This window comes from Phocaeicola massiliensis B84634 = Timone 84634 = DSM 17679 = JCM 13223, from assembly GCF_000382445.1.
GTDB lineage: Bacteria > Bacteroidota > Bacteroidia > Bacteroidales > Bacteroidaceae > Phocaeicola > Phocaeicola massiliensis.
This window is the reverse complement of sequence record NZ_KB905472.1, coordinates 106,472-131,918: the sequence shown is the minus strand read 5'-3', so window position 1 is coordinate 131,918 and position 25,447 is coordinate 106,472. Positions and strand designations below refer to the sequence as shown.

25 protein-coding genes and 1 tRNA gene are annotated in these 25,447 nt (G+C 43.6%); 12 read left to right on the top strand and 14 right to left on the bottom strand.

The window, feature by feature from the left end; translation table 11 throughout:
• Positions 1-10 precede the first annotated feature (10 nt).
• The 3 genes from HMPREF1534_RS18220 to HMPREF1534_RS18230 are packed head-to-tail and all read right to left on the bottom strand — an operon-like array spanning position 11 to position 5,250.
• Positions 11-1,441 (bottom strand): methyltransferase RsmF C-terminal domain-like protein, encoded by a 1,431-nt coding sequence (locus tag HMPREF1534_RS18220; RefSeq protein ID WP_005935650.1) that lies wholly within the window; start codon positions 1,439-1,441, stop codon positions 11-13.
• A gap of 55 nt (positions 1,442-1,496) precedes the next feature.
• Positions 1,497-2,468: a metallophosphoesterase gene (locus HMPREF1534_RS18225; RefSeq protein WP_005935647.1), complete on the bottom strand. Its 972-nt coding sequence runs from the start codon at positions 2,466-2,468 to the stop codon at positions 1,497-1,499.
• Positions 2,469-2,481: 13 nt separating this feature from the next.
• Entirely contained in the window at positions 2,482-5,250 is a 2,769-nt protein-coding gene (locus tag HMPREF1534_RS18230) for a TonB-dependent receptor (RefSeq protein WP_005935645.1), read from the bottom strand.
• Between the two features lie 255 nt (positions 5,251-5,505).
• Here HMPREF1534_RS18230 and HMPREF1534_RS18235 point away from each other — a divergent pair, with 255 nt between their 5' ends.
• Genes HMPREF1534_RS18235 through HMPREF1534_RS18255 form a run of 5 tightly spaced genes read left to right on the top strand, consistent with a single transcriptional unit; the run spans position 5,506 to position 8,346 of the window.
• On the top strand, positions 5,506-6,135 hold the full coding sequence (locus tag HMPREF1534_RS18235; RefSeq protein WP_005935643.1) for a DUF6249 domain-containing protein: 630 nt from the start codon (positions 5,506-5,508) through the stop codon (positions 6,133-6,135).
• 3 nt (positions 6,136-6,138) lie between these two features.
• Entirely contained in the window at positions 6,139-6,684 is a 546-nt protein-coding gene (locus HMPREF1534_RS18240) for an RNA polymerase sigma factor (protein WP_005935641.1), read from the top strand.
• Positions 6,671-6,997 carry a DUF5056 domain-containing protein gene (locus HMPREF1534_RS18245; protein WP_005935639.1) on the top strand — a complete coding sequence of 109 codons (327 nt, stop codon included), beginning with the start codon at positions 6,671-6,673 and terminating at the stop codon, positions 6,995-6,997. Before HMPREF1534_RS18240 ends, HMPREF1534_RS18245 begins: the two co-directional genes overlap by 14 nt.
• A gap of 39 nt (positions 6,998-7,036) precedes the next feature.
• Entirely contained in the window at positions 7,037-7,831 is a 795-nt protein-coding gene (locus tag HMPREF1534_RS18250) for a thymidylate synthase (protein WP_005935637.1), read from the top strand.
• Between the two features lie 20 nt (positions 7,832-7,851).
• A complete protein-coding gene (locus HMPREF1534_RS18255; RefSeq protein ID WP_005935635.1) occupies positions 7,852-8,346 on the top strand; it encodes a dihydrofolate reductase in 495 nt (164 codons plus the stop codon).
• A 9-nt stretch (positions 8,347-8,355) separates the two neighbouring features.
• On the opposite strand, the gene HMPREF1534_RS18260 is transcribed toward HMPREF1534_RS18255, so the two are convergent.
• Positions 8,356-8,832, bottom strand: coding sequence for an Lrp/AsnC family transcriptional regulator (locus HMPREF1534_RS18260; protein WP_005935633.1), 477 nt, complete (start codon positions 8,830-8,832; stop codon positions 8,356-8,358).
• Positions 8,833-8,960: 128 nt separating this feature from the next.
• Between HMPREF1534_RS18260 and HMPREF1534_RS18265 the strand changes: the two genes are divergently transcribed.
• Positions 8,961-10,247, top strand: coding sequence for a M64 family metallopeptidase (locus HMPREF1534_RS18265; protein WP_005935631.1), 1,287 nt, complete (start codon positions 8,961-8,963; stop codon positions 10,245-10,247).
• Positions 10,248-10,279: 32 nt separating this feature from the next.
• Positions 10,280-10,816, top strand: a complete 537-nt coding sequence (locus HMPREF1534_RS18270) for a GNAT family N-acetyltransferase (RefSeq protein ID WP_005935629.1) — start codon at positions 10,280-10,282, stop codon at positions 10,814-10,816.
• Positions 10,817-10,894: 78 nt separating this feature from the next.
• On the opposite strand, the gene HMPREF1534_RS18275 is transcribed toward HMPREF1534_RS18270, so the two are convergent.
• From HMPREF1534_RS18275 to HMPREF1534_RS18310, 8 genes are all read right to left on the bottom strand, one after another.
• Positions 10,895-11,359 (bottom strand): ExbD/TolR family protein, encoded by a 465-nt coding sequence (locus HMPREF1534_RS18275; RefSeq protein ID WP_005935627.1) that lies wholly within the window; start codon positions 11,357-11,359, stop codon positions 10,895-10,897.
• A complete protein-coding gene (locus HMPREF1534_RS18280; protein ID WP_005935625.1) occupies positions 11,359-11,949 on the bottom strand; it encodes an ExbD/TolR family protein in 591 nt (196 codons plus the stop codon). Before HMPREF1534_RS18280 ends, HMPREF1534_RS18275 begins: the two co-directional genes overlap by 1 nt.
• Positions 11,950-11,989: 40 nt before the next feature.
• Positions 11,990-12,448 (bottom strand): hypothetical protein, encoded by a 459-nt coding sequence (locus tag HMPREF1534_RS18285; RefSeq protein WP_005935623.1) that lies wholly within the window; start codon positions 12,446-12,448, stop codon positions 11,990-11,992.
• An 8-nt stretch (positions 12,449-12,456) separates the two neighbouring features.
• On the bottom strand, positions 12,457-13,221 hold the full coding sequence (locus HMPREF1534_RS18290) for a MotA/TolQ/ExbB proton channel family protein (protein WP_005935621.1): 765 nt from the start codon (positions 13,219-13,221) through the stop codon (positions 12,457-12,459).
• A gap of 85 nt (positions 13,222-13,306) precedes the next feature.
• Positions 13,307-13,394: transfer RNA gene (locus tag HMPREF1534_RS18295), tRNA-Ser, on the bottom strand.
• A gap of 168 nt (positions 13,395-13,562) precedes the next feature.
• The gene (locus HMPREF1534_RS18300) at positions 13,563-14,336 is read right to left on the bottom strand and encodes a TatD family hydrolase (RefSeq protein ID WP_005935618.1); all 774 of its coding nucleotides are present in this window, start codon (positions 14,334-14,336) and stop codon (positions 13,563-13,565) included.
• On the bottom strand, positions 14,336-15,313 hold the full coding sequence (locus tag HMPREF1534_RS18305; RefSeq protein ID WP_005935615.1) for a polyprenyl synthetase family protein: 978 nt from the start codon (positions 15,311-15,313) through the stop codon (positions 14,336-14,338). Before HMPREF1534_RS18305 ends, HMPREF1534_RS18300 begins: the two co-directional genes overlap by 1 nt.
• A 76-nt stretch (positions 15,314-15,389) precedes the next feature.
• The gene (locus HMPREF1534_RS18310; protein WP_005935612.1) at positions 15,390-16,073 is read right to left on the bottom strand and encodes an energy transducer TonB; all 684 of its coding nucleotides are present in this window, start codon (positions 16,071-16,073) and stop codon (positions 15,390-15,392) included.
• A gap of 190 nt (positions 16,074-16,263) precedes the next feature.
• On the opposite strand from HMPREF1534_RS18310, the gene cmk reads away from it, so the two are divergent.
• The 4 genes from cmk (at position 16,264) to HMPREF1534_RS18330 (ending at position 22,505) form a co-directional block, all read left to right on the top strand.
• Positions 16,264-16,953 (top strand): (d)CMP kinase, encoded by a 690-nt coding sequence (gene cmk, locus HMPREF1534_RS18315; protein ID WP_005935608.1) that lies wholly within the window; start codon positions 16,264-16,266, stop codon positions 16,951-16,953.
• On the top strand, positions 16,946-17,827 hold the full coding sequence (locus HMPREF1534_RS18320; protein WP_005935605.1) for a 4-hydroxy-3-methylbut-2-enyl diphosphate reductase: 882 nt from the start codon (positions 16,946-16,948) through the stop codon (positions 17,825-17,827). Before cmk ends, HMPREF1534_RS18320 begins: the two co-directional genes overlap by 8 nt.
• Positions 17,828-17,893: 66 nt before the next feature.
• Positions 17,894-18,874 carry a 6-phosphofructokinase gene (pfkA, locus tag HMPREF1534_RS18325; RefSeq protein ID WP_005935602.1) on the top strand — a complete coding sequence of 327 codons (981 nt, stop codon included), beginning with the start codon at positions 17,894-17,896 and terminating at the stop codon, positions 18,872-18,874.
• 1,123 nt (positions 18,875-19,997) lie between these two features.
• Positions 19,998-22,505: an alpha-N-acetylglucosaminidase gene (locus HMPREF1534_RS18330; RefSeq protein ID WP_005935596.1), complete on the top strand. Its 2,508-nt coding sequence runs from the start codon at positions 19,998-20,000 to the stop codon at positions 22,503-22,505.
• A 182-nt stretch (positions 22,506-22,687) separates the two neighbouring features.
• Here the strand turns inward: HMPREF1534_RS18330 and meaB are convergent, their stop codons facing one another.
• Together meaB and HMPREF1534_RS18340 are read right to left on the bottom strand one after the other, a co-directional pair.
• On the bottom strand, positions 22,688-23,785 hold the full coding sequence (gene meaB, locus HMPREF1534_RS18335; protein WP_005935593.1) for a methylmalonyl Co-A mutase-associated GTPase MeaB: 1,098 nt from the start codon (positions 23,783-23,785) through the stop codon (positions 22,688-22,690).
• Positions 23,786-23,787: 2 nt separating this feature from the next.
• Positions 23,788-24,864: a DUF1573 domain-containing protein gene (locus tag HMPREF1534_RS18340; RefSeq protein WP_018452003.1), complete on the bottom strand. Its 1,077-nt coding sequence runs from the start codon at positions 24,862-24,864 to the stop codon at positions 23,788-23,790.
• A 107-nt stretch (positions 24,865-24,971) separates the two neighbouring features.
• Here HMPREF1534_RS18340 and HMPREF1534_RS18345 point away from each other — a divergent pair, with 107 nt between their 5' ends.
• Positions 24,972-25,421, top strand: coding sequence for a hypothetical protein (locus HMPREF1534_RS18345; RefSeq protein ID WP_005935586.1), 450 nt, complete (start codon positions 24,972-24,974; stop codon positions 25,419-25,421).
• Positions 25,422-25,447 lie beyond the last annotated feature (26 nt).

Below are 25,447 nucleotides of genomic sequence, written 5' to 3'. Positions count from 1 at the left end.
CCGGAAGGTATCAGTCGTCCCACACCATGCTAAGCACATCCGGCAAATAACCGCTACGGATACGCCACTCTTGCGGATATAGATTGTTGGCACGATTGCCTATATTCTTGGCAAAGCCTAACGGAATCTTTTTATAGGTAAGCAATATATAACCGCGGGGAATGGAAGAGTCCAAAACCACAGCCTCTTTACGCAAATAGCCGATAGCCTGTTCATAACTCAGTTCAGCCTGTAGAAACTTTCCTTGTCTCATTGCTATAGTCATTGCCAGAGAATGATCGGGCACAATATCTTTTCCCTTCAATTCGCCCAATGTCACACCGGCATGAATGACCTTTAAAACCTGTTGCAACAGCGCATACGTTTCACTATGTTTTTTGGGAAAAGCAACAATACCGGTACCTTTCACCTCGAACTGATAGTCTTCAGGGTGCTGCAACCAGTCTTTTACTTCTTTAGGAACGGTCATCACCTGCTGTTTCTCTCTTCCACCCTTCTTTTTATCTTTTCTGCCGCCGGCATGCTCTTTCAGGTAATCTCCTGTCCTTTCCTCTTCTCCTCCTTCGGTATCCTTGCGAAGTACAGCCAAGAAGAAACCTTCCCCTTTTGTCTTATGAGGTAAAAAGCGATACACCGGAAAATCCGCTTCGGTCAAGTTGCCGGTAATATTCCATTCCGGCCGGACAGGTACCTCCAGCACTTCAGCTCCCAATTCGCGGGCTATCCAGGCTACATTATCTTCATCTTCCTCCCTATTATACGTACAGGTACTGTAAATAAGCAGACCGCCCGGCTTCAATGCCGTCCACACATCCGCCAAGATGCGGCGTTGACGCTGCCGGCAGATTTGCACATTATCAGCACTCCACTCCTCTACCGCCACAGCATCTTTACGAAACATTCCTTCACCCGAGCAGGGTACATCCGTCAAAACGACATCAAACATCCCCGGCAAAGCGGCAAAATCCGAAGGGTCGTTATTGGTCACTACCACTTCCGTATTTCCCCATTTAATAAGATTCTCGGCTAAAATCTGCACCCTGTTGCGCATCACTTCATTCGCTACCAGCAAACTGCCATCAGGCAATACCGCCCGTGCAGCAGTGGACTTACCTCCCGGTGCTGCACAGAGGTCGAGCATCACTACCGGAGACGAGACATAGGTCTTCAACACCTGTTCCACAAACATAGAAGAAGCCTCCTGTACATAATAGCATCCGGCATGAAACAAAGGATCAAACGTAAAAGTCGGACGTTCTGCCAAATATATTCCATTGGCAGACCAGGGAACTCGCTCCCCTTTTACCTCTTTATCACATTTGGCACTATTAACACGGATGCTCACAGGCGCTTCGTCCTGCAAGGCATCCTCCAACTGTCTATAATCATTATCACCCAGTAATTCATGGGTTCTTTGGGAAAAATCAGATGGTAAATTCATTGTTGTCAGCATACATTATGCTGCAAATATACTCTTTTTCCCCATATTGCTAAGTCTATTTCGTACGTTTTACCGTATAAATTACTTTTCCCGTCTTGTCGATCATGTGCATATCCAACTCTTTTTTATCTACCGTGAAGATAGAAAAGCCCGGTTCGGGACTACAGAACTGTGTGCCTTCCACAGCCTTCACCTTCCGACTCAGAGAAGCAGAGGTATTCACCACGTAATCAATATCACTGCCCGGCACACGAATATGCTGGAAGTTATGAATATGTCCGCAGGCATAGATATCCACTTTATGTTTACGCAATATAGGGTCCAGACGTTTCTGCATATCACTGCGTTCACTGTTGTCTTTCGGAGTCTCCGCATAAATGGGATGATGACCGATCACCACTATCCAATCTTCTTTGGCAACAGTCAGCACAGAGTCAATCCACGCAAGCTGCTTGTCCATATCCTGTTTGCAAGCATCCGGATAAGTAGTGCTTTCGTTGCGGTATTTGTCAATCAACGGAGCCGTATCTATCATCACAAAGCGAACACTTGTTCCCTTTTTATCGAATACTTTCGTATAATAACGGTCCGGCATTGACCAACGGCGACTCACGTTCGTATAATCCAATACTGCCTGTGTATTCCCACGATACTCATGATTACCCAAAACCGGGAACCAGTCTATCATCAACTCGGGATGGCTGTAAATCAGTTCATAGTTAGTCATCCAAAGCGGATCATTCACACTGCGTACCCCCTCAAAGTGATGTACGTCACCGGCAGCAAACACACATTCGGGACCGATTGCATCAGCCATTTCGCCCATTAACTCGGCAATAGGTTTCTGGTCATAATAACCGTTTCTTCCCAAATCATTAGCCATATAGAAATTCAGTTGTCTTTCCAGCCCCTTCCACTCCTGCGGAGTCTGAGCGCATACATTCACACAGATAGCCGTACCGATAACGGCAATCCACACCCATGTCAATACTTCTTTTATTTTTCCTATCATCTTCAACATATTCATATTATTCATTTATTTAAAAACTTACTTTAAAACCTGCATTTACTTTCACTCCATAATATTCGGCCTGCATTGTCCGGTCTTTCATTCCCTGATAGTAACGAAGCGGCTGGTTCAATAAATTGTTTGCTTCGGCATAGAACGTCATTTTCACCTTTCTGCCAAAAGTATAGCTGGCATTTACATCCATATAATTCACAGCATCATAGAATCTGTCATAAAATGTGCTCGGTCCCATTTCATCGATAAAGCTGGATGCATGGTTATAGCTTAAGCGTACATTCAACCCTCCTTTTTCAAAATAGAGAGAAGCATTGGCAGTGTGTTCAGGAGACCCCGGCAGACTCAGTCCGCTTTCGTTTTCGCGACCTTCAAAGTTAAAGTCTTCTACACGTGAGTGGGTATATGTATATGTTCCGTAGAAACCTACACATTTCAATGCCGGAGCGATGAAACCGAAATCACGCTGATAAGAAAACTCCAATCCCCACAGATTAGCGTTTCCGGCATTTTTAGGCTGAGTGAAACGAGTATATTCTGTGCCTTGATATTCATAGTTGGTCAGCACCTGATCGACAATGAAGTCATCTATCTTCTTATAAAAGAATCCTGCACTCACCAAACCGATACTCTTGAAATAATAATCCGCACTCAAATCGAAATTATAAGAGAGAGTCGGTTTCAAGTCTGAGTTACCAATCTTTATCTCGTTGTCGCCACGGTTAATATTCACACTCGGAACCAAAGCCGAATATTTGGGCCGGCTCAAAGTTTGTGTGTACGAACCGCGAATCTTGAAATCATCATTTACATCCCATTTCACCAAGAGAGAAGGAAGGAAGTTCACGTAGCTGTTGGTCATACGGTCGGTCTTAGTGGTCTGGTCCGTTTCATCGTCATAGTTGCGCCCGGTATATCGAAGAGAAGTATGTTCCAAACGCAATCCTGCCATCAGGCTGATGTCACGGCTGAACCGATGATCGAAACGTACATAACCCGAACTGACAGTCTCACGCGCTTCAAAGTTCTCCGCCAATTCTGCCTGCACCTGCTCCTTTTCGAACTGTGAAGGGTCATTCAGATTCAATCCGCCGATATACTCTTTACCAGCAAACGAACCTACCTGATATTTATTGTCCGGCATAAACTTATCTGTACTTTGGTCGACTATATTCCGCAGACTGTTTTCCATAAAGGCATCCTCATCTATCGGTGTATATTCATAAAAGTCTATTTCTTTTTCTTTGGTTTTACGCACCACTTTCGCTCCGAACTTCAGTTTGGCACCATTATTCAGCGTTGCCTTGAAGTTGGTAGAGAACTTCAAGTCTTCTTCTTTTATATCCTCCTGTTGCTCGGTCAGTTCCTTTAAGCTGAATTTATCACTCAACGTCAGGGTAGAACCCGATTGAGGAGTAGCAAACGGTTGCCGTTCATCACTCAAATCCATATCAAACTGCTGCTTCTTTAACTGAAAATCGAGATAACGTTCATTCGGACGTTCTTCCGTAGCTTTGGCATAACTGGCGTTCCAGTCCATACCGATAGCTCCCCACAAATGTTCACCGCCCAAAGCAAAATCCATAGTGCGCTGACGTTCCAAACGGGCATTACGGTTATCGGGTGTACCGGCTTTAGTCTGAATACGGACAGTTCCCTTTCCGTTCTCATCCAAATCCTTTATAGTCGTGCGGTAACGGTTTTCCCAGTCGTTACGGTTATTGAAAATACCTTTGAAAGTCAATTTATGGTTCTCATTGATATCGAAATCAAATGCTGCCGAATAACTTTGGCGCTCACGGGTAACAAAGTATTGACGCATCTGGTAATCATTGACATACGCCTTTCCGTCTTCGCTTTTTTCCCACATAAACTCGGTATCATAAGAACCCGAAGGAGCATTTTGATAAGAAGCAGAAAGCAACATTCCCAGCCTGTCATGAAAGAAACGGTCACCATAAGTGAATCCTAAGTTCAGTTGGGCTTTCTCACTAATCCAGTTATAACCGCTTCCTGCTGTCGCATTGATAGTACGTTTATAAGGAGAATTCTTAGTCACCAAATTGATAGAGCCACCGATAGCATCACCGTCCATATCAGGTGTAACGACCTTACTTACTTCGATGGTCTGAATCATATCTGCCGGAATCAGGTCAAGCTGCACGTTGCGCGTATCCCCTTCGGCAGAAGGAACACGATTACCGTTGATGGTAACGGAACTCAAATCGGCGCTCGTACCGCGTACCTGTCCGAAACGGGCTTCTCCCTGGTCGTATTGCACATTGATACCACTGATACGCTTCAATGCATCACCGATATTCGAATCCGGGAACTTGCCTACCTGGTCGGCCGACACCACATTGGTGATTCCCATATTGTTTTTTTGCGTATTGATAGCTTTCTTCTGTCCTTGAAAAGCCCCTTTTACCTGCACAGCTTGTAACTCCAGTCCTTCACTCATCACAATATCCTTCTCCAATGTCTTGCCTTCGGGAACTGTGATGTTCATTTCGATAGGGCTATAGCCCACATAAGTTACCTTCACGGTATAAGTACCCGGTTTCAGATTAGGTAAGGTATAAAAACCGTTCACGTCACTAATCACTCCTGTTTTCAGATTCTCAATAAAAATAGAAGCTCCCGGAAGCGTTTGTTTGCCGTTGTCTATCACACGTCCGCGAATGGCACCTTGTTTTACCACCGTTTCATTGTTCCCTGCAAAAGCATTTCCACAAATACCTGCTGTCAGCAGCATACAAGAGACTAATCTAATAACCTTTTTCATATATTTTTTTATGCGTTATAAATCTGCCGCAAAAGTAGATGAACCGGATTGCGTGGGAGTTACACTGCATTAAAGGTTTTGTAACAATCAGGTTTCATTTCTGTTGCAAGGCTCCAAGCGGCAGGCTGATGGCGTCCTGACAAAGGAAATACCACCTTTTTCTCTGTTTTATGAAAAATATTTCGTCTATTTGCAACCAAAAGGAAGTCATCTTCCGTCTAACTTATAGAAAATAATAATAAACAGATAAAACGTATGAAACAGCTTTTTTTAATCTTTGCCTTCCTGATTGGATACAGCCTGACGGCTTCAGCAGAAAAAATAAAACTGGTTCCTTCGGCCGGTGACAGTACACGAATGGATACTGTAGTGATAAGTGAACTTAGCGATGCGGATGCTTATGCCCCGACCGATGCCCATTCAAATACCAATTTCAGTTTCTTCGGAGACAACATGTCAAACGATATGGGTGGGATTATTGTACTGATTTCCGTCATTATGATATTCGGACTGCCGCTGTTCATCGTCGCTATCACACTATGGTTCCGATATAAGAATAAACAAGCCAAATACAAGCTGGCAGCCGAAGCACTCGCTGCAGGGCACAGCATTCCGCAGGAACTCTTCAATGAGAGAAACCGCAACAACGAGATTATGACCAAAGGGATTACCCATATCTTTTTAGGTATCGGACTGGGAGTTTTCCTATGGGTTATGACCGGTGTCAAAGGACTGGCCGCTATCGGTTTCCTTATCTTCTGTATGGGAATAGGACAAGTGCTGATTGCTTATACCACCACTCCCCGCAAACAAAAAAAAGACGGCTCCTCCCCTACCCGGATGAGCGGTGACGGACACGAAGACACTCCACACAACGAACAATAAAGAATGGGGCAGCTCAACGACATATCGTTGGTAGCACAAGTGGTGGTCTTCAAAAACACCCGGGCGTTTGATACTTTGGTCAAAAAGTATCAATCGCCCGTGCGCCGTTTCTTCCTCCACCAGACATTGGGCGATGAAGAACTGAGCGATGACTTGGCACAGGAAACTTTCTTGAAGGCATACACCAATCTGAGCTCATTCAAAAACCTCTCCAGCTTCTCCACCTGGCTTTATCGTATTGCCTATAATGTATTTTATGACTATATTCGCGGCAAGAAAGAGACTTCGGGACTGGAAGAGCGGGAAATAGATGCCTCCTGCCAAGTGGAACAAACCAAGGTAGGCGAGCAAATGGACATATATCGGGGATTGAGCCGACTGAAAGAGGCAGAGCGAACATGCATCACTCTGTTCTTTATGGAGGACCTGCCGATAGAAAAAATAGCGATAGTAACCGGTATGCCTGCCGGAACTGTCAAATCCCACCTCTCGCGTGGAAAAGAAAAACTTTCTAACTTCTTAAAACAGAACGGTTATGATGGAAAATGATGATAAATTGATTAGCCAATTCATGCATGCCAACAAGCATGAAATAGAAGACAACGGATTCTCACGCCGAGTGATACGGCAGCTGCCCGAACATGCCAAATGGATGTCCGATGTACTCACTACAGTCTGTACCGTGCTTTGCTGCATACTGTTCTATGTGTTTGACGGTTTCAATTTCTTGTTCGGTGTCATTGTAGAAGTCATCACTTCGCAATCTTACAATCTGATGAGCAACACAAACTTCATTTCATTGGCTATTGCTACGGTGGTGGTCATCATTATAGGTGTCCAACGAGTAGCCAGTTTCCGATAAATTGTGTACTTTTGCAGTCTGTAAAATGAAAATCCGAAGATGAAACAATATTTAAACCTGTTAAACCGCATCCTGACCGAAGGTGTCCATAAAGAAGACCGCACCGGTACGGGAACCATCAGCGTGTTTGGCCATCAAATGCGCTTTAACCTCGAAGAAGGCTTTCCCTGTATCACTACCAAGAAGTTACATCTCAAATCCATCATACACGAACTGCTTTGGTTCCTGCAAGGAGATACCAACGTGAAATACCTGCAAGACAACGGAGTGCGAATCTGGAACGAATGGGCGGACGAAAACGGTGACTTGGGACATATCTATGGCTACCAATGGCGCTCGTGGCCTGACTATAAAGGCGGATTCATCGACCAAATCAGCGAAGCCGTGGAGACTATCAAACATAATCCTGATTCACGGCGTATCATTGTCAGCGCATGGAATGTAGCCGACTTGGGCAATATGAATCTCCCCCCCTGCCATGCCTTCTTTCAGTTCTATGTGGCCGACGGACGTTTAAGTCTTCAACTGTATCAGCGCAGTGCCGACACATTCCTCGGAGTACCCTTCAATATCGCCTCATATGCCCTGCTGTTGCAAATGATGGCACAAGTCACCGGACTCAAAGCGGGTGATTTTGTCCACACGCTGGGAGATACACATATTTATCTGAATCACTTGGAACAAGTAAAATTGCAGCTCACCCGTGAGCCGCGTCCACTCCCCCAAATGAAAATTAATCCTGACGTAAAGGATATATTCAGCTTCAAATACGAAGACTTCGAGCTGGTGAATTACGACCCGTGGCCTCACATTGCCGGAAAAGTATCTGTTTAACACTGTAATACCTCAAAAAGATGAATAACCTGTCTATCATAGTGGCCATCGCAAAAAACAATGGCATCGGAAAGGACAATCAATTATTATACTGGTTGCCCAACGACTTGAAGCGCTTTAAGGCACTCACCACCGGACACACTGTTATCATGGGACGAAAGACCTTTGATTCACTGCCCAAAGGTGCATTGCCCAACCGCCGGAATATCGTTTTATCACGTCAGGACGGATTGGTCTGTGCAGGTGCCGAATGTTTCACCTCTTTGGAGGAGGCCCTGGCTCATTGTAATGCCGAAGAGGAAATCTTTATCATGGGAGGTGCCAGTGTGTATAAGGAAGCACTGCCACTGACTCACCGTTTATATATCACATTGGTGCATGACACCGGCAAGCAGGCAGATGCCTTTTTCCCTGAAATAGATGAAAAAGTATGGAAAGAAACAGGTAGAGAAGACCATCATACCGATGAGAAACATCTCTACCCTTATAGCTTCATCAACTACGAACGAAGATAAAACAAAATATTAATCCTCGTCTGCCAAATTCAAAATAGGCATTTGTCTTTTAATCGCTTCGTTGAAAGAAATAATGGTCTCCGAACGAGCCAAGCCAAGCGGCTGAAGTTTATCATGGATAATGCTAAGCAAATGATGATTGTTCTTGGCATATATCTTGATAAACATATCATACTGCCCGGTAGTGAAGTGACATTCCACGACTTCCGGAATCTTTTTCAACGCTTCCGTGACAGAGTCAAACTGTTCGGGATCCTTTAAATAAAGACCAATGTATGCACATGTTTCATAACCTATCTTCTCCGGGTCGATAACATACTCCGAACCTTTCAGAATACCTAAGTTGGTCAGTTTCTGAATGCGCTGGTGAATAGCCGCACCCGACACATTGCACGCACGGGCAACTTCCAGAAACGGAATACGAGCATTATCGGCTATCAACTTCAAAATCTGCTCATCCAAACTGTCTAATTGATGATGTCCCATTCTTTTTAGTTTAATTTTCTGCAAAGATATGACTTTTCCCGACAATATTTGTACAATCCATAACTTTTATTGCATGAATATTTATAAATTAATAGAAAGTCGTATCTTTGTTCAAAATTAAAGAAAACATGAAAAAGACACTTATTTTCCTTTTATGCAGCGTTATGAACATCACTGCATTCGCACAGAATTTTGATGATTTTTTTGAAGACAAGACTCTTCGGGTGGATTACATCTTTACGGGAGATGCCGGGCATCTGGATATTTATCTGGACGAACTTTCCAGCCTCCCCGAGTGGGCAGGCCGCCGGCACCATTTGTCTGAAATTCCTTTAGGAGGAAACGGAGAAATAACCATGAAGGATAAAGCTACAGGGCAAGTTATTTACCGCACCTCTTTTTCCAGCCTTTTTCAGGAATGGGTGACCGAAGAAGAGGCTTCCCGCGTGAGAAAAGGGTTTGAAAACTCCTTCTTGCTTCCTTATCCCAAGAAAGAGGCAGTGGTTACCGTTGCCCTTAAGAATGTATATCATAAGGTAAGCACTTCGCTGACGCACGAAGTCAACCCGAATGACATTCTCATCCATCAGAGAGGATTGGCACGTATCACCCCTCATCGCTACTTATTACAAAGCGGAAGCTCCAAAGATTGTATCGATGTGGCTATTATGGCAGAAGGTTACACAGAGCAAGAGATGGATCTTTTCTATAAGGACGCACAGACAGCTTGCGATGCTTTATTCAGTCACGAACCTTTCAAGAAGTTGAAAAACAAATTCAATGTGGTGGCAGTAGCCAGTCCGTCGCAGGACAGCGGTGTGAGTGTGCCCGGCAAAGGTGAATGGAAATCGACGGCTGTCAGCTCTCATTTCAATACTTTCTATTCCGACCGGTACCTGACTACAAGCCGGGTAAAAAGTATTCATAACTGGTTGGCAGGCATCCCATACGAACACATTATCATATTGGCCAATACCGACACTTATGGAGGAGGAGGCATTTATAATTCGTATACACTGACCACTGCCCACCATCCGATGTTCAAACCGGTAGTGGTGCACGAGTTCGGGCATAGCTTCGGAGGATTGGCAGACGAATATGCTTATACGGAAGCTCCCAGCCCGCAATATCCTTACGAGGTAGAACCGTGGGAACAAAATATCACCAGTCTCGTTGACTTTGAAAGCAAATGGAAAGATATGATTCCTGCCCATACTCCCATTCCTACCCCGGTAGCAACTCAAAAGCCGGATATATACAACAAAGTAGGAGTTTATGAGGGAGCCGGTTATACCAAAAAAGGCATTTATCGCCCGGTCACCGAATGTAGAATGAAAATCAATGAAGCACCTGCTTTCTGCCCCGTTTGCCAGCGTGCACTTGAAAGACTGATAAACTTTTATACCGAGAAATAAGTTATATATTACATGACTAAACCAAGACAGAAATGATTGAAATTAAACAAGTCAAGACAGAAGACCAAGAACTATACGGTTTTGTTGAAGAGTTGATGCACACGGCGTTTCCTGCACAGGAACGCCGTGATACTCCCCAACAGCGTGAGTATTCGGACAGTAATCCCCTTTTCTGCAACAATGTGATAGTGGAAGACGGAAAACCCGTCGGTATGATCAGCTATTGGGACATGGGAGATTTCTACTATATCGAGCATTTTGCCATCGACCCCTCCCTGCGCAACGGGGGGTACGGCAAACGTGTATTAGAAAGTATCCAAACCAAACTGCAAGGTCCCATCGTTCTGGAAGTAGAAGAACCGACAGAAGAGATGAGCATACGGCGTATCAACTTCTACAAGCGATTGAATTTCACACTGCACGAAAAGCCATATATGCAGCCTCCTTACCGCACCGGCGACTCAGGCCTGCCCATGTTACTGATGACTTATGGAGATATAGATATGGAAAAAGACTTTGATAAAGTAAAGAACATGCTATATAAAGAAGTATACGGTCAGCCGGTCTGACCATATACCATGTAGAAACAAAACAAAAAAGGAAGTTGCCGAAAACAACTTCCTTTTTCATATCATGTATTAACTATTTTACTGACGTTGAGTAGCAGAGTAGTTAATATTCAAAGCATACGCCTGACGAAGAGCCTGTTTAACATCCTGTACAATACCCATTTTAGTTTCACTATCCACCTTCATAGATACTGTCATAAACGGTTGGTCTTCTTCTTTCATGTTTTCACGTTCCTGATAAATATAATCCTGAACTTCTGAAACTTCAGCGAACTTATCATTCAACTGAATACGGCTTTCAGCACCCATTTTCTTCTGGAATTCAGGCAATGGCTTACCGATATAGATAAAGGAAACCAAAGACTTCTTTTCCAGCTTTTCAAGTTCTGTAGCCTGCGGAACTCTAAATTGAACCTTCAATGTAACCTCACGCATTGTTGTTACAATCATAAAGAAGAACAACATAGTAAAGATAAGGTCAGGCAAAGAAGAGGTATTCAATTCAGGCATTCCACGTTTACCTGTTTTATTAAATTTTCCCATTACTTCTTACCTCCATACTTTTTAGGTTCAGCTTCAGAAATTTTCTGCTGATAATATTCACGAATCGCTTTCTGTTCGTCTTCGCTACATTCATTGTAAGCCTTGCCAAACTTAGCTTTACCAAGTTCGTCACGAAGTTCATTATATGCAGCAACCAATTCATTCTGAACATTGATATATGCCTGATAGCTGGTACCAACGTCATTCTGAACAGAAATTACATGCTGTTCTGTAACCATGCAATCACCCAACAAAGGAATATTCTTCTTATGTTTTTCCGGGAGATTTTCATCATCGTACGGATTGGCGATAAATTCTTTTGCCTTTTCTCTCAATTGCTTTATATCAATATACTCCTTACCACACATCAGTTGGTCGTCTTTATTCAGACGTACCTGGAGCACATTACGTTCTTTCTTTAAGATATTATCATCTTTCTGATTCTGTTCGGGGGGAGGCGGCAAACGTCTCGCCAAACCACGGTCAGTATCCATAGATGTAGTAATCAAGAAGAAAATAAGCAACATAAAGGCAATATCGGCTGTTGAACTGGAGTTAATCCCAGGAACTGCTCTTTTCTTTTTTGCCATTTTACTTATTTCGTTTTTTTATTGTTAATATCAATGTTTATTATTTCTTGAAGATACCGCTCAGGTTAAGGATAGTACCAACAGCAGCCACTCCAAACAAGCAATAGATAGAGTAAATCAACATATCGGTAATCTTCAACCAGAAAGCATCCGAATAAGGACCGTCACCGGTCATGATAGTAGCTTCCGATCCCATGCTGTAAGAAACCACCAATACAACAACCAATAATACGATACCTAACAAAGATTTAACAGCACTCATTGGATTATCTCTCAATGCAGCTCCGAATTGTGCAATGGCTCCTACAAGAGTTACAGCTACACAAACACCAAACATGCCATACATCAAGTAAATCAATGTTTCTGTATGAGCCGGTTCGTTATATTCACCGACCGGGTTATTATATCCTACGAAGTAGAACATGCCCAGCACCACCAGAATCAGTGCAAAACAGACATATAATGCATAGTAGGACATTTTATATGATAACTTAGCCATTGTTCTAATTATTTTTTGTATTTCAAGTTATATTTCATAATCATATCAAGCAAAGTGATAGAAGAATCTTCCATCTGGCTTGTGATAGCTTCAATCTTAGAAAGGATGTAGTTATAGAATACCTGAAGAATCAATGCTACAACCAAACCGAAGATAGTAGTAATCAAAGCCACTTTCATACCGCCTGCTACAACTGTCGGAGAAATATCACCTGCCTGTTGGATTTTATCGAACGCCATAACCATACCGATTACAGTACCCAAGAATCCCAAAGACGGAGCCATTGCGATGAACAATGTAATCCAAGAGCATCCTTTTTCAAGGTAACCTGCCTGAACACCACCGTAAGAAACAACCGAACGTTCAACTACGTCAACACCTTCGTCAATTCTCATCAAGCCCTGATAGCAGATAGAGGCAACAGGACCGCGAGTGTTACGACATACTGTCTTAGCAGCTTCTACATCACCTTTTTCCAAAGCAGCTTCGATGTTAGCCATCAACTTCTTTGTGTTCACTTCAGCCAAGCTTAAATAAATGATACGTTCAATACAGAAAGCCAAACCTAAAACCAATGCGATAGCTACCAAAGACATGAAGCTGGCATCACCTTCGATAAATTTGGTTTTAAGTTCTTTGTGGAGACCACCACCTTCTTCAACTACCGCTGTCTGTTCTGTTTGAGCCGGAGCTTCATCCTGAGCCATAATAGGCTGAACTGATCCCAAAGTAAGGACTCCCATCACTGCAAGAATTGCAAATAACTTTTTCATTGTGTGTCTAATTTTTAAGATTAATTAATTAATTGTTATTTTATTGTTTTAATTGTTTTCCACTTTTTGCCCTTTCACAGCAATGCGGAGAGAGCGGGATTCGAACCCGCGATACACTTTTGGCGTATACACGCTTTCCAGGCGTGCCTCTTCAACCACTCGAGCATCTCTCCTTTTAGGGGACACATTTACATCCTCGTTTTGAAATCGGGTGCAAATTACAAAGAAATTTGGGAATAGCAAGCGATTTCAGTCACAAATGTATCCTTTTTTTTCGTCTTACACAGAATTCGGCGCCTCAATATTGGCATATCCCCTCAAATTTAATAAACTTTAAAAACTTATTTGGCCATTTTGAACACTTTTAAAGCGTTATCGGTCGTTATGGCATCTATTTCTGACAAACTCATGCCATAAATTTCCGCCAGCTTTAACGCCACCTCTTTTATATAGGAAGTCTCATTTCTTTTCCCTCTGTTGGGCACGGGAGCCAAATAGGGAGAATCGGTTTCGAGCACGATTTTACTCAACGGGACATTCTTCAGTGTTTCGGGCAACGTACTTTTCCTGAATGTGACCACCCCGTTGATTCCAATTCTGAAAGCAGGATAGTCCGACAATTGCTCCGCCTCTTCCGCATTTCCCGTAAAACTATGAAAGATGCCGCTCAAATTCGTATTCTTATAAGGAGAGAGCACTTCAAACAACTCGGGGAAGGCTTCACGGCAGTGAATAATCAAGGGTAAGTCATACTCCAGTGCCCAATGTATCTGTTCGTCCAAGGCAGCTTGCTGCTCTTTGAGGTAGGTCTTATCCCAATACAAATCCATCCCCACCTCTCCGATGGCGATATAAGGGTGTCCTTCGGTCAACAACTTTTTCATCGGCATCAGGCGGGCTTTATAATCACCGTCCACCGATGTCGGGTGAAACCCCAGCATCGGATAACAAAAACCTTTATATACCTCACATACCTCCAACAACTCACGGATGGTTGTATCATCAATGTTGGGCATAAAAACCTTCCTGACACCGGCAGCCTTGGCGCGTTCTATCACTTGCGGCAAATCATCGGCAAACTCTTCTGCAAAAAGATGGGAATGGGTATCAATCATCACACTTTTCTATTCATTAAACGACAAACAAAAGACTTTAACTCTTCTTTTCTCTCTGCCGGCAGACTCACACCATCCAGCAAAGCCAGCCCTTTTGCGTAATATTCATTGATTTTTTCATCGCAGATTTTATCAATGCCAATCTCATTATAGATTCCCGTCACAGCTTTAATCTTTTCTTCCGGGCAATACTCCGCACACGAAATCCATCGGTCCAGCTCTTCCTTCTGCCGCGGATTGCCCAAGGCCAATGCGTTTATCAGCATAAAGGTTTTCTTATTACATAAGATATCCCCCCCGATATTCTTTCCAAACACCTTGGGATCACCATACACATCCAGATAATCGTCTTGCAACTGGAAGGCCAGTCCCATCTGAATGCCGAAATCATAAAGTTTGCGGGCATCCTCCTCGGAAGCATCCCCCAAAACGGCACCGATTTTCAATGCCGCCGATAACAAGACAGACGTTTTCAGACGAATCATTTCTATATATTCCGGTACAGTCACATCCGTACGTGTTTCAAATTCCATATCCCATTGCTGTCCTTCGCATATTTCCAAAGCCGTCTGTGTAAAGATATCCATCACCCGCTTCAAATACTTTTCCTGACAATCAGCCATCAGGCGGTAAGCCAATACCAACATAGCGTCTCCCGACAAGATTGCCGTGTTGTCATCCCATACTTTATGAACAGTAGGTTTATTGCGGCGCATATCAGCCTTGTCCATCAGGTCGTCATGCAATAAAGTATAATTATGATAAGTCTCGATACCTGCCGCCTGCGGCAAAATACAGTCCACATCTTCCTTATACATATTATAAGCAAGCAACATCAAGACAGGACGAATCCGCTTTCCACCCAACGATAATACATATTCAATAGGAGCATACAGCCCTTTCGGTTCACGCATATAAGGCATTTCAGAAAGATAGCCGTTGATCTTATCCGACAATTCGGTTGCTAAAAAAGCCATAAGAAAAAGAATTAAATATATTACTAAAAAAAGAGGCTACCCAATGAGCAGCCTCTTCATGATTTTTATCCAAAGATTACTGTAATTTAAAGATTACGGGCACGGTATAACTTACACGTACCGGTTTACCACGTTGTTTACCGGGTTTCCATTTCGGCATTGACTTCACTACACGCAGAGCCTCTTTATCCAAGTAAGGGTCTACACCGCGAACAACAACCGGATCAGCAATAGAACCGTCTTTTTCGATAACGAACTTCACTGATACTTTACCCTGCACACCGTTTTCCTGAGAGATGGTCGGATATTTTGCATTCTTCATCAAGAACTTCAAACATTCTCCCATACCGCCGGGGAATTCGGGCATTTCTTCTACAATCTGGAAAATCTGTTGTTCTTCCGGTTCTTCCTCTTCTACTACAACCGGTGTATATTTAACTTCCACAGCTTTTTCCGTATCATCTGATGCCTGAATAACGGTTTCTTCTACTTTAGCATCATTTTCTACGATTTCAATAATTTCTTCCGCTTTAGGTACTTCGGGAGGAGGAGCTTGTTGCTGTTCTTCCTGTTCTGTGATAGGAACCATTTCTTCTTCAAATACAACTGCGGCCATACCTGTATCTGTAGTCACCTGCTTATCGCGTTCAGTCCATTCGAAAGCGACAAACATAAGAGCTAAGATAAACACATAACCGATTAGCAGCCAGGTACTTTTTTTACCTTCAAGATCTGCTTTGGGCGATTTTTTAACTTCCATAAATTGTTGTTTAAAATTAAGTGTTTCTCATTCAAGGCAAATGTAGTACTTTTCTTTTAAACAAAAAGTATTTTCACCGTAAAAATTTGCTAATTCATTATATTTTAATTCTTTTTCATGGAAGGGCACCTAACTTTTCCCTATCTTTGAACCGCATATAGCAATATACTCATCTATACATTAATTATATATGAAAAAAATAACAATAGCCATCGACGGTTACTCGTCTTGCGGAAAAAGCACAATGGCCAAAGATTTGGCACGTGAAATAGGATACATATATATAGATAGCGGTGCCATGTATCGTGCCGTTACTTTATACTGCCTCGACAACGGGTTGTTTACAGACAGCGGCATCCGGGAGGAGGAGCTCCGAAACAGCCTGCCCGACATCAGGATTTCTTTCCGGCTGAACCCGGAAACCCAGCGTCCTGTCACCTTGCTGAACGGCGAAGAGGTGGAAGAACGCATCCGGACCATGGAAGTTTCTTCACACGTAAGCCCGGTTGCCGCCCTCGGATTTGTTCGGGAGGCATTGGTGAAACAGCAACAGGAAATGGGCAGGCAGAAAGGAATTGTGATGGACGGACGCGATATCGGAACCGTGGTTTTTCCTGATGCCGAACTGAAGATTTTCGTAACCGCCTCTGCCGACATCCGCGCCCGGCGCCGATACGACGAACTGAAAGCAAAAGGCCGGCCGGCTTCTTACGACGAAATATTGAAAAACGTGGAAGAGCGTGATTATATCGACCAAAACCGGGAAGTCGGTCCCTTGAGGAAAGCCGAAGATGCTATTTTGTTGGACAACAGCCACATGACCATTGCCGAACAGAAACAATGGCTGGCAGAACAATTCCAAAAAGCAACCAATGGTTAATGTAGAGATAGACGAAGGTTCGGGCTTCTGCTTCGGCGTAACCACCGCCATCAAAAAAGCAGAAGAGGAATTGGCAAAGGGCACCACGCTCTATTGCCTGGGAGACATTGTGCACAACGGACAAGAATGCGAACGTCTGAAAAAGATGGGCCTCATCACCATCAACCACGAAGAATTCGCCCGGCTGCATAACGCCAAGGTGCTGCTCCGCGCTCATGGAGAACCGCCTGAAACATACGCACTGGCAAAAGCCAACCATATCGAAATCATCGATGCAACCTGCCCCGTGGTATTGCGGCTGCAAAAACGCATCAAACAGGAATTTGACAACACCCCCGACAGCCACGACACACAAATCGTGATTTACGGGAAAAACGGACACGCCGAAGTGCTCGGACTGGTGGGACAGACACACGGGAAAGCGATTGTCATAGAAAAACCGGAGGAAGTGGTGCAGCTGGACTTCAACAAAGATATCCGGCTGTATTCACAGACCACGAAATCTTTGGAAGAGTTCTGGCAGATTGTGGAATATATCAAGGAACACATATCGCCCGAAGCCTCCTTTGAATACTTCGACACCATTTGCCGGCAAGTAGCCAACCGTATGCCGAACATCCGTAAATTTGCGGCAGCACACGATCTCATTTTCTTCGTTTGCGGCCGCAAAAGCTCCAATGGGAAAATCTTGTTTCAGGAATGTAAAAAGGTAAACCCCAACTCCTACCTCATCGACCAACCGGAGGAAATAGACCGCAACCTGCTGAAGGATGTCCATTCCATCGGCATTTGCGGAGCCACTTCTACTCCCAAATGGTTGATGGAAGAGTGTAAAAAGGTTATCCTAAACGAAAAACAGACCAATAAAAAATAATATTTTATCGCTGTCCAAGTGATAAATTGCTAACTTTGCATCATAAAAACATTAAAATGGGTATTTATGGGAACGATTAAAAGTATCGGTATTTTAACATCCGGAGGTGATGCTCCGGGAATGAACGCCGCCATTCGCGCAGTGACACGCTCTGCCATCTATAACGGCCTGAAAGTATATGGCATTTATAGAGGATACAAGGGCTTGGTAACAGATGAAATTCAGGAATTCAAAAGCCAAAATGTCAGCAACATCATACAAATGGGAGGTACTATCCTAAAAACCGCCCGCTGCAAGGAATTCACAACACCCGAAGGACGTGCACAAGCATACGAGAACATGAAAAAGCACGAAATCGATGCTTTGGTCATCATCGGCGGTGACGGTTCACTGACCGGCGCACGTATATTTGCACAAGAGTTCGATGTACCGTGTATCGGACTTCCGGGAACGATTGACAATGACTTATACGGTACCGACACCACCATCGGATATGACACTGCCTTGAATACCATTCTCGATGCTGTGGATAAGATTCGCGATACCGCCACCTCTCACGAACGTCTGTTCTTTGTCGAGGTAATGGGACGCGATGCAGGTTTTCTGGCATTGAACGGCGCTATTGCCGCAGGAGCAGAAGCAGCCATCATCCCCGAATTCAGTACGGAGGTGGACCAACTGGAAGAATTCATCGAACACGGATTCCGCAAGTCAAAAAGCAGCAGCATCGTGTTGGTGGCCGAAAGTGAACTTACCGGAGGGGCTATGCATTATGCAGAACGTGTGAAAAACGAATATCCCCAGTACGATGTGCGTGTCACCATCTTGGGACACTTGCAACGCGGAGGACGTCCTACTGCACACGACCGCATCATTGCCAGCCGCATGGGAGTAGCCAGCATCCAGGCACTGCTCGAAGGTCAGCGTAACGTGATGATTGGCATTGATGACGATAAGATTGTGTATGTGCCTTTTGTCAAAGCCATCAAAAACGACAAGCCCATCGACAGAGAACTGGTGAACGTGCTTCACGAACTCTCCATTTAAAGAGAATACAACTCCCTACAGGATTTAAAATATTCCAACACAACCTGTCTCAGAGATAACGAACTCCGGAACAGGTTGTTTGGTTTTACATAATATGCTTATTATCAGGCAAATAAGCATTATCTTTGGGACCACTGGGTCCAGGGCCCACCTTTATGCTTTCCCGGCCCCATAAAAACACATCAACACATTGATTATCAGACTAATAAAGCGTACAAGCCCAGATACTGTATTTTTCACTTCACCGAAGGATGAAAACAGGCTTAAACAGGGGGAAATGAAAGATGGAGGCATGGAATATCCAACAGCTAAAAAGTAAATTAATTCACCTTCTGTGGAGAAAAGAGTCCGATAACACAAGTAGAGGGTGTGCCAAACTGTAGATAATGCTGTCACTTTACCGGCAGGGGAGTATATCAAAACAAATGCGAGAAACATGATAATGTGATTAAAATGTATACTTATTTCTCATAAAGCCATTGCTTGTCCGTTTTAAACAGACATAACACATTGATAAACAATCAAATAACATCTTACAAGAGCACAATTCCGGGGCCACCAAAGCATAAAGATGGGCCCTGGTCCCAGTGGTCCCAAACAAAATAGTCAATACACTGTTATTCAGCACTTTGACCATATTACCACCTTGCAAACCCAACACCATTTTCCAACCAGGTAGAAACAAGCACCCAAAGCATTGCTTATCAATACATTAAGTTCATTTTTCAGCACTATAACACCCCTCAAAAAAGACCTTGGAGTTAAAAAAAAAGACTAAGGTCTTTGCTAAAAACTCCTTGCTCTTTTGATAAAACACTTTAGTCTTTCAGAGCCTGTTCAAGTTTCATTCGAAAGCTCTTTTACAACAGCTAATCCGAACATTTCCTCTGCCAAACCCGATTGTTGCATGTATGTTTTCGGCAGAAACTCCTATAATTATCAAATCATATTTTCGTTTTCTCTCTTGCACATTCAGGATTTTATTGATAACTTGCCGTAGTATTTCTTCCAAATCCGTCGAACATACAATTATTTTAAACTTGTTAACCCAAAATAATCATTTCCGAGGAAAGAGGAAACACGCTTTTCATTTTAAACTTTCATTTTCAAACAGTTCTTAAACATGAAAAAAAACATCTTTTTTTTATTACTTTGTTATCTCTTCATAGAATCCACCTTAGCACATGCACAAGGAACAATTGCAGTACGTGAGTTAATTCAGCGTGTTTCCCGGCAATCAGAAATTCCTGTCTCATTAAAACTGAAACCGGAAAAGAACTCTACATATTATCAGTATGAGGTGCAGAAAGGAATATTGCGTATTCAAGCCTCGGATAATGTTTCGTTGTGTCGCGGTTTTTATGATTACATAAAAGATAATCATTTAGGCATGTATACTTGGACAGGTAATAGTATTGCCATGCCTTCAAAGGAATTGCCGGATTTGTCTGTAAAGAAAACAATATCTCCTTTTGCTAATCACTACTATTTTAATGTTTGCACTTACGGTTATTCTATGCCTTATTGGGACTGGGAACGTTGGGAACAAGAGATAGACTGGATGGCTCTGCATGGTATTAATATGCCTCTGGCTTTGGTCGGTTATGAAGCCATCATAGCAAGAGTATGGAAGAAAATGGGGCTGACAGACGAAGAAATCAACCATTACTTTGTCGGTCCGGCTCATTTGCCATGGATGCGTATGGGAAATATAAGTGGTATAGACGGCCCTTTGAATGAGGATTGGCATAAGAAACAGATTGCTCTTCAGCATCAGATTTTGGATAGAATGAGGTCATTGGATATGAAACCCATCTGTCCGGGATTTCCGGGATTTATCCCCCGGGCATTTAAACGTATCCATCCGGAGTTGGAAATTGTCGAAACCCAATGGGGTGGGGCTTTTTCTAACTGGATGATTTCTCCTCAAGAGCCTTTATTCAAAAAAATAGGCACAGCTTTTATTCGTGAATGGGAGAAAGAATTTGGTAAATGTGACTATTATTTGGTAGACAGCTTTAACGAAATGGATATACCTTTTCCTGAAAAAGGGAATCCGAAACGTTATGAAATGGCAGCATCTTATGGAAAAAGTGTTTATGAATCTATCCGAAAAGCCAATGCCGGAGCTGTTTGGGTAATGCAGGGATGGATGTTCGGATATCAGCGACATATATGGGATTATAAGACTTTAGGCGCGCTGGTTTCGAAAGTACCTGATGATAAAATACTTCTGCTCGATTTAGCGGTTGATTATAATAAGCATTTCTGGCATTCGGAAGTTAACTGGGAATATTACAAAGGCTTCTATAATAAGCAATGGGTATATAGTGTGATACCTAATATGGGAGGTAAGGTAGGTATGACCGGCATACTTGATTTTTATGCCAACGGTCATCTTGAGGCATTGTCTTCTCCCAATAAAGGGAATCTGATTGCGCATGGATTAGCTCCGGAAGGCATTGAAAACAATGAGGTTTTATATGAATTGGTTACGGATGCAGGGTGGAGTAATCATAAAATAGAAATACGTGAGTGGCTGAAAGACTATTCGGAAAATCGTTACGGAAAGACATCTGCCGATATAATGAGTGCCTGGGATTATTTGCTCAAGTCGGTATATGGCACATTTACCGATCATCCTCGTTTTAACTGGCAGCTTCGGCCGAGTATGGTGAAGAACGGTTCCATCAACATTTGCGAAGACTATTTCAAAGGCTTGGAATGCTTTGTGAATGCAGCGGACGATTTAGGAAACAACCCGATGTATCAAATCGATATGGCAGAGATGACCGCTCAATATCTAGGTGGAAAAGTTGAAATTCTGACAAAGATGATTGACCAGGAGTATCTGCTGGGAGATACTTTACAGGCTGTTTTGCTTCAGAGCCGTTTCGAAACGCTGATGTTGGGAATGGATGCCCTTTTAAGCAAACACCCTACACTTCGTTTGAATCGGTGGCTGGATTTTGCCTCAAAAGTTGCCGAAACAGCCCAACAGAAAAAACAGTATGAAATGAATGCGCGGCGTATTGTTACTGTTTGGGGACCTCCGGTAGATGACTATGCAGCTCGTATATGGAGTGGGCTGATTGGAAGTTATTATCTGGAACGTTGGAAAAACTATTATGCCAGCCGTACCAAAGGAATTGATTTTAATATGGCTGCCTGGGAACGTAATTGGGTAGAGAATAGTAAAAAGACAGATTACGAATGGGGAACGATTGACCTTATTGATTTTTCCAAAAGAATGATGGCTTTGTCAAAGGATATTTCGGAAAAGGATTTAAAATTGAATCGGCCGGATATGATAGGTACATGGAATATAGGAGATAAAGAATGGAAAGAGGTTAAACTGAATATTTCTGCCCGCATGCTGAAACAGATGAATGGATTTTCATTAGAAACAATAAAAGGAAACGGAACGATAAAAATTTCCGGCTTCAAACTGGAAGCAGATGGGAAACTTGTGACCTCCTCTCATGATACTCAAACACTGCAATGTGGTAAAAAAGTAACTTATCGGTTCTCTTTACCTACAAATTTGCAGGCTAATAACGGATGCATTATGACTATTCGCCTCACTTCTTTGTCGGAAAAAGCTGCCGGTATTGTTGTGGTTGATAAATAAAAAAAAACGGTATACTGCATAAGATAAGGAAATGTGTCAAAACATGGATAATGCTGTCGCTTAGTTCGCAGGGGCGAGGTTCTCTCGCCCGAAAACAGTTTGCTTTATGCATTCGGGCAGGCAAACCCTGCCCCTCCAGCTGACGATGGGATAGGCCGATTGAGTTTTGACACACTCCCTTTTTACTTCAACGTATCATAATAAGCGTCCAGCAACTTCTTTGCCGCAACAAAAGAAGTCAGCTTTCCGTTCAACACTTCCTCTTCCTTCACAGCCAGCATGGAAGCTATTGTCTCATTATTATAAAAACTGTCGCGCAGGTGCTCGTTGATGGACTCGTACATCCAGTATTTTGCCTGTTCGTTACGGCGCTGTTCAAAATAGCCATTGGCTTTCACAAAAGCAAAATACTCATCAACCATGTCCCATATCTCCTTGATGCCCAAGCCATAAAAGCCCGAATAAGTCAGGACTTTGGGAGACCATCCCGAATCGGGTGCCGGAAACAGGTGCAGCGCATTCCGAAAATGGCTCGCTGCCAGTTTCGCTTTCTCTATGTTGTTGCCGTCGGCCTTGTTGATGACAATGCCATCCGCCATCTCCATGATACCCCGTTTGATACCTTGCAATTCATCTCCCGTGCCCGCCAGTTGAATCAGCAGAAAGAAATCCACCATGGAGTGTACCGCAGTTTCACTCTGCCCCACTCCCACCGTTTCGACGAATATCTTATCAAACCCTCCTGCCTCGCACAGGATAATCGTCTCACGGGTCTTTCGTGCCACTCCGCCCAACGAACCTGCCGAGGGGCTGGGGCGGATAAAAGCATTGGGATGGACGGACAGTTTCTCCATGCGGGTCTTATCGCCCAAGATACTGCCTTTGGAACGCTCACTGCTGGGGTCGATGGCCAAGACAGCCAACTTTCCTCCTTGTCGGAGCACATGCAGCCCGAAAACATCAATGGAGGTACTCTTGCCGGCACCCGGCACTCCGCTGATTCCGATACGAATCGACCTGCCGGAATAAGGGAGACATTTCTCTATAACCTCCTGAGCGATGGCCTGATGTTCGGGTTTCACACTCTCCACCAGTGTCACGGCCTGACTCAAGACGGTCACGTTACCTTTCACAATACCTTCCACATACTCTCCCACAGAAAACTCACGGCGACGCGGTTTCTTGCGGAATTTCAAATAAGGATTCACAATGGATGGTTGTTCAATGCCCGCATTGACGACCAATCCCTTATATTCTTCACTATTTTCAGGATGTTCCATAGCTATTTCTTTGAGGTTACTTTCACATTGATAATTATTTTCGGGCTGTTCGAGTCATTCGTTATCATCAATACACGAGGTGAGCCTTTCACTCTTCTGAGGTTATGCCCATAAGCCGTAATCTTCATCTTGGTCGTTGCCCCCGGCTTCAAGACACGTTTCTTCAACTGCACTCCCAAAGCAGAGTTGAACACTTGCAAATCACGTATTTCCAGATTGGATTTACCCACATTCTTCACTATAATCGTCTGCGAACGTTTCTCGTCATCTGCCAATTCTCCCATGACCAGTTCCTTGGCAGAAAGATGGATGGCAGGCGGATTCAGGCGTTCCTGCTGACTGATGCGAGAGAAATCAGGCAACAGCACAGCCGAAACCGGAATTTCATTTTCCTCACCCACCTTGTCTCCGGGGAACCGTGACAAGTATACCGAAGCAGTGGTCAACCCCAGCTTGGGAAGTTTTTCGGTATCAAGAGTCACCTTAATCTTTCCGGTGCGGTTACGCCCCAGCTTGTCGGGAGTGGCCACCGCACTCAAATAAGGAGGCAGATGCATCAACACAGGTGTATAGACCCGGTCCGAAGTATTGGCTATCAGCAGTTCGATGGTCGGTTTATCTCCCATGTTCGCATCGTCAAACTCTATTTCCTCTTTATTCAGGCGGATTGCACCGATTTGATAAGGATGGGTAAAGGTATAGTTCTTGGGGTCGGCGGTCACTTCTCCGCGAAAAGACAAATAAACAGGCTTGTCTGACGCATTGCAATAAACACCGATGCTTTTCCGGAAACGACCGAGAGCCTTGGCATCAAACGTAGAACTGACTTCACCCGTTTTCCCCGGCAGGATAGGAGATTTGGTCCAGTCGGTAACAGTGCACCCGCAGGAAGTGGTGACATTGGATATCACTAACGGCTTATCGCCCTTATTTGTTATTTTAAAGGTAGCCGTTACCGGGTTCTTCCATAAAATGGTTCCAAATTCGTGCATTGTCTTATCAAAAGAGGCTTTTGGCTGCGCAAAGACTGAAAGCCCCGATCCCAGCAACATACTTATTATCAACATTATGTATTTCATACCAAACTAAATTCTTCGTTTAAAGTAACAAAGGTAAGGAAAAAAAGCATTATCTTTGCATTAGAAGGTGTTAAAACAAAAAGATTAAAACTATAAACTGGAATATTATGAGAACATGGAAGAATTATCTATGTATGCTGGCCGCACTGGTTGTCACGCTCGGTTTCACTTCCTGTGAGAGCGATGAAGACATCGGTTTTGATTTATCGGGATTGTATGGAGTGACATGGTTCGGCGATATGGGTGCCGGTGATTCTTGGGGTGAACCTTTGGACAGCTATATCACATTCACATCCGGCTCTCGCCCCGACCACGGTGTAGGAACGGAAGACCTCTATTATACCACTCCTCCCTTCGAGTATTACGATACCTATAAATTCGACTGGTTTATTGAGAACGGACGGTTATATATAGACTATGATACCGGGGAATCCATCATTATAGATTATCCGCATGTCAATGGAAACTACTTCTACGGAACAATAGGAAACTTTGATTTCCGGTTGGAATACGATGGAGGCCGCAGCGTCAAAAGACAAGCGGATATCTCCAAATGAAAATAACCTGTCATTAAGTTGTAAGG

What these genes read in the sequence shown, in the direction of transcription:
- HMPREF1534_RS18285 (WP_005935623.1), bottom strand. Translation starts at nt 12,448, where the DNA reads ATGGCTAAGTTATCATATAAAATGTCCTACTATGCATTATATGTCTGT.
- HMPREF1534_RS18230 (WP_005935645.1), bottom strand. Translation starts at nt 5,250, where the DNA reads ATGAAAAAGGTTATTAGATTAGTCTCTTGTATGCTGCTGACAGCAGGT.
- HMPREF1534_RS18255 (WP_005935635.1), top strand. Translation starts at nt 7,852, where the DNA reads ATGAATAACCTGTCTATCATAGTGGCCATCGCAAAAAACAATGGCATC.
- meaB (WP_005935593.1), bottom strand. Translation starts at nt 23,785, where the DNA reads ATGGAACATCCTGAAAATAGTGAAGAATATAAGGGATTGGTCGTCAAT.
- HMPREF1534_RS18290 (WP_005935621.1), bottom strand. Translation starts at nt 13,221, where the DNA reads ATGAAAAAGTTATTTGCAATTCTTGCAGTGATGGGAGTCCTTACTTTG.
- HMPREF1534_RS18275 (WP_005935627.1), bottom strand. Translation starts at nt 11,359, where the DNA reads ATGGGAAAATTTAATAAAACAGGTAAACGTGGAATGCCTGAATTGAAT.
- HMPREF1534_RS18240 (WP_005935641.1), top strand. Translation starts at nt 6,139, where the DNA reads ATGGGGCAGCTCAACGACATATCGTTGGTAGCACAAGTGGTGGTCTTC.
- HMPREF1534_RS18345 (WP_005935586.1), top strand. Translation starts at nt 24,972, where the DNA reads ATGAGAACATGGAAGAATTATCTATGTATGCTGGCCGCACTGGTTGTC.
- HMPREF1534_RS18330 (WP_005935596.1), top strand. Translation starts at nt 19,998, where the DNA reads ATGAAAAAAAACATCTTTTTTTTATTACTTTGTTATCTCTTCATAGAA.
- cmk (WP_005935608.1), top strand. Translation starts at nt 16,264, where the DNA reads ATGAAAAAAATAACAATAGCCATCGACGGTTACTCGTCTTGCGGAAAA.
- HMPREF1534_RS18340 (WP_018452003.1), bottom strand. Translation starts at nt 24,864, where the DNA reads ATGAAATACATAATGTTGATAATAAGTATGTTGCTGGGATCGGGGCTT.
- HMPREF1534_RS18245 (WP_005935639.1), top strand. Translation starts at nt 6,671, where the DNA reads ATGATGGAAAATGATGATAAATTGATTAGCCAATTCATGCATGCCAAC.
- HMPREF1534_RS18320 (WP_005935605.1), top strand. Translation starts at nt 16,946, where the DNA reads ATGGTTAATGTAGAGATAGACGAAGGTTCGGGCTTCTGCTTCGGCGTA.
- HMPREF1534_RS18220 (WP_005935650.1), bottom strand. Translation starts at nt 1,441, where the DNA reads ATGAATTTACCATCTGATTTTTCCCAAAGAACCCATGAATTACTGGGT.
- HMPREF1534_RS18225 (WP_005935647.1), bottom strand. Translation starts at nt 2,468, where the DNA reads ATGAATATGTTGAAGATGATAGGAAAAATAAAAGAAGTATTGACATGG.
- HMPREF1534_RS18280 (WP_005935625.1), bottom strand. Translation starts at nt 11,949, where the DNA reads ATGGCAAAAAAGAAAAGAGCAGTTCCTGGGATTAACTCCAGTTCAACA.
- HMPREF1534_RS18250 (WP_005935637.1), top strand. Translation starts at nt 7,037, where the DNA reads ATGAAACAATATTTAAACCTGTTAAACCGCATCCTGACCGAAGGTGTC.
- HMPREF1534_RS18235 (WP_005935643.1), top strand. Translation starts at nt 5,506, where the DNA reads ATGAAACAGCTTTTTTTAATCTTTGCCTTCCTGATTGGATACAGCCTG.
- pfkA (WP_005935602.1), top strand. Translation starts at nt 17,894, where the DNA reads ATGGGAACGATTAAAAGTATCGGTATTTTAACATCCGGAGGTGATGCT.
- HMPREF1534_RS18260 (WP_005935633.1), bottom strand. Translation starts at nt 8,832, where the DNA reads ATGGGACATCATCAATTAGACAGTTTGGATGAGCAGATTTTGAAGTTG.
- HMPREF1534_RS18270 (WP_005935629.1), top strand. Translation starts at nt 10,280, where the DNA reads ATGATTGAAATTAAACAAGTCAAGACAGAAGACCAAGAACTATACGGT.
- HMPREF1534_RS18265 (WP_005935631.1), top strand. Translation starts at nt 8,961, where the DNA reads ATGAAAAAGACACTTATTTTCCTTTTATGCAGCGTTATGAACATCACT.
- HMPREF1534_RS18300 (WP_005935618.1), bottom strand. Translation starts at nt 14,336, where the DNA reads ATGATTGATACCCATTCCCATCTTTTTGCAGAAGAGTTTGCCGATGAT.
- HMPREF1534_RS18305 (WP_005935615.1), bottom strand. Translation starts at nt 15,313, where the DNA reads ATGGCTTTTTTAGCAACCGAATTGTCGGATAAGATCAACGGCTATCTT.
- HMPREF1534_RS18310 (WP_005935612.1), bottom strand. Translation starts at nt 16,073, where the DNA reads ATGGAAGTTAAAAAATCGCCCAAAGCAGATCTTGAAGGTAAAAAAAGT.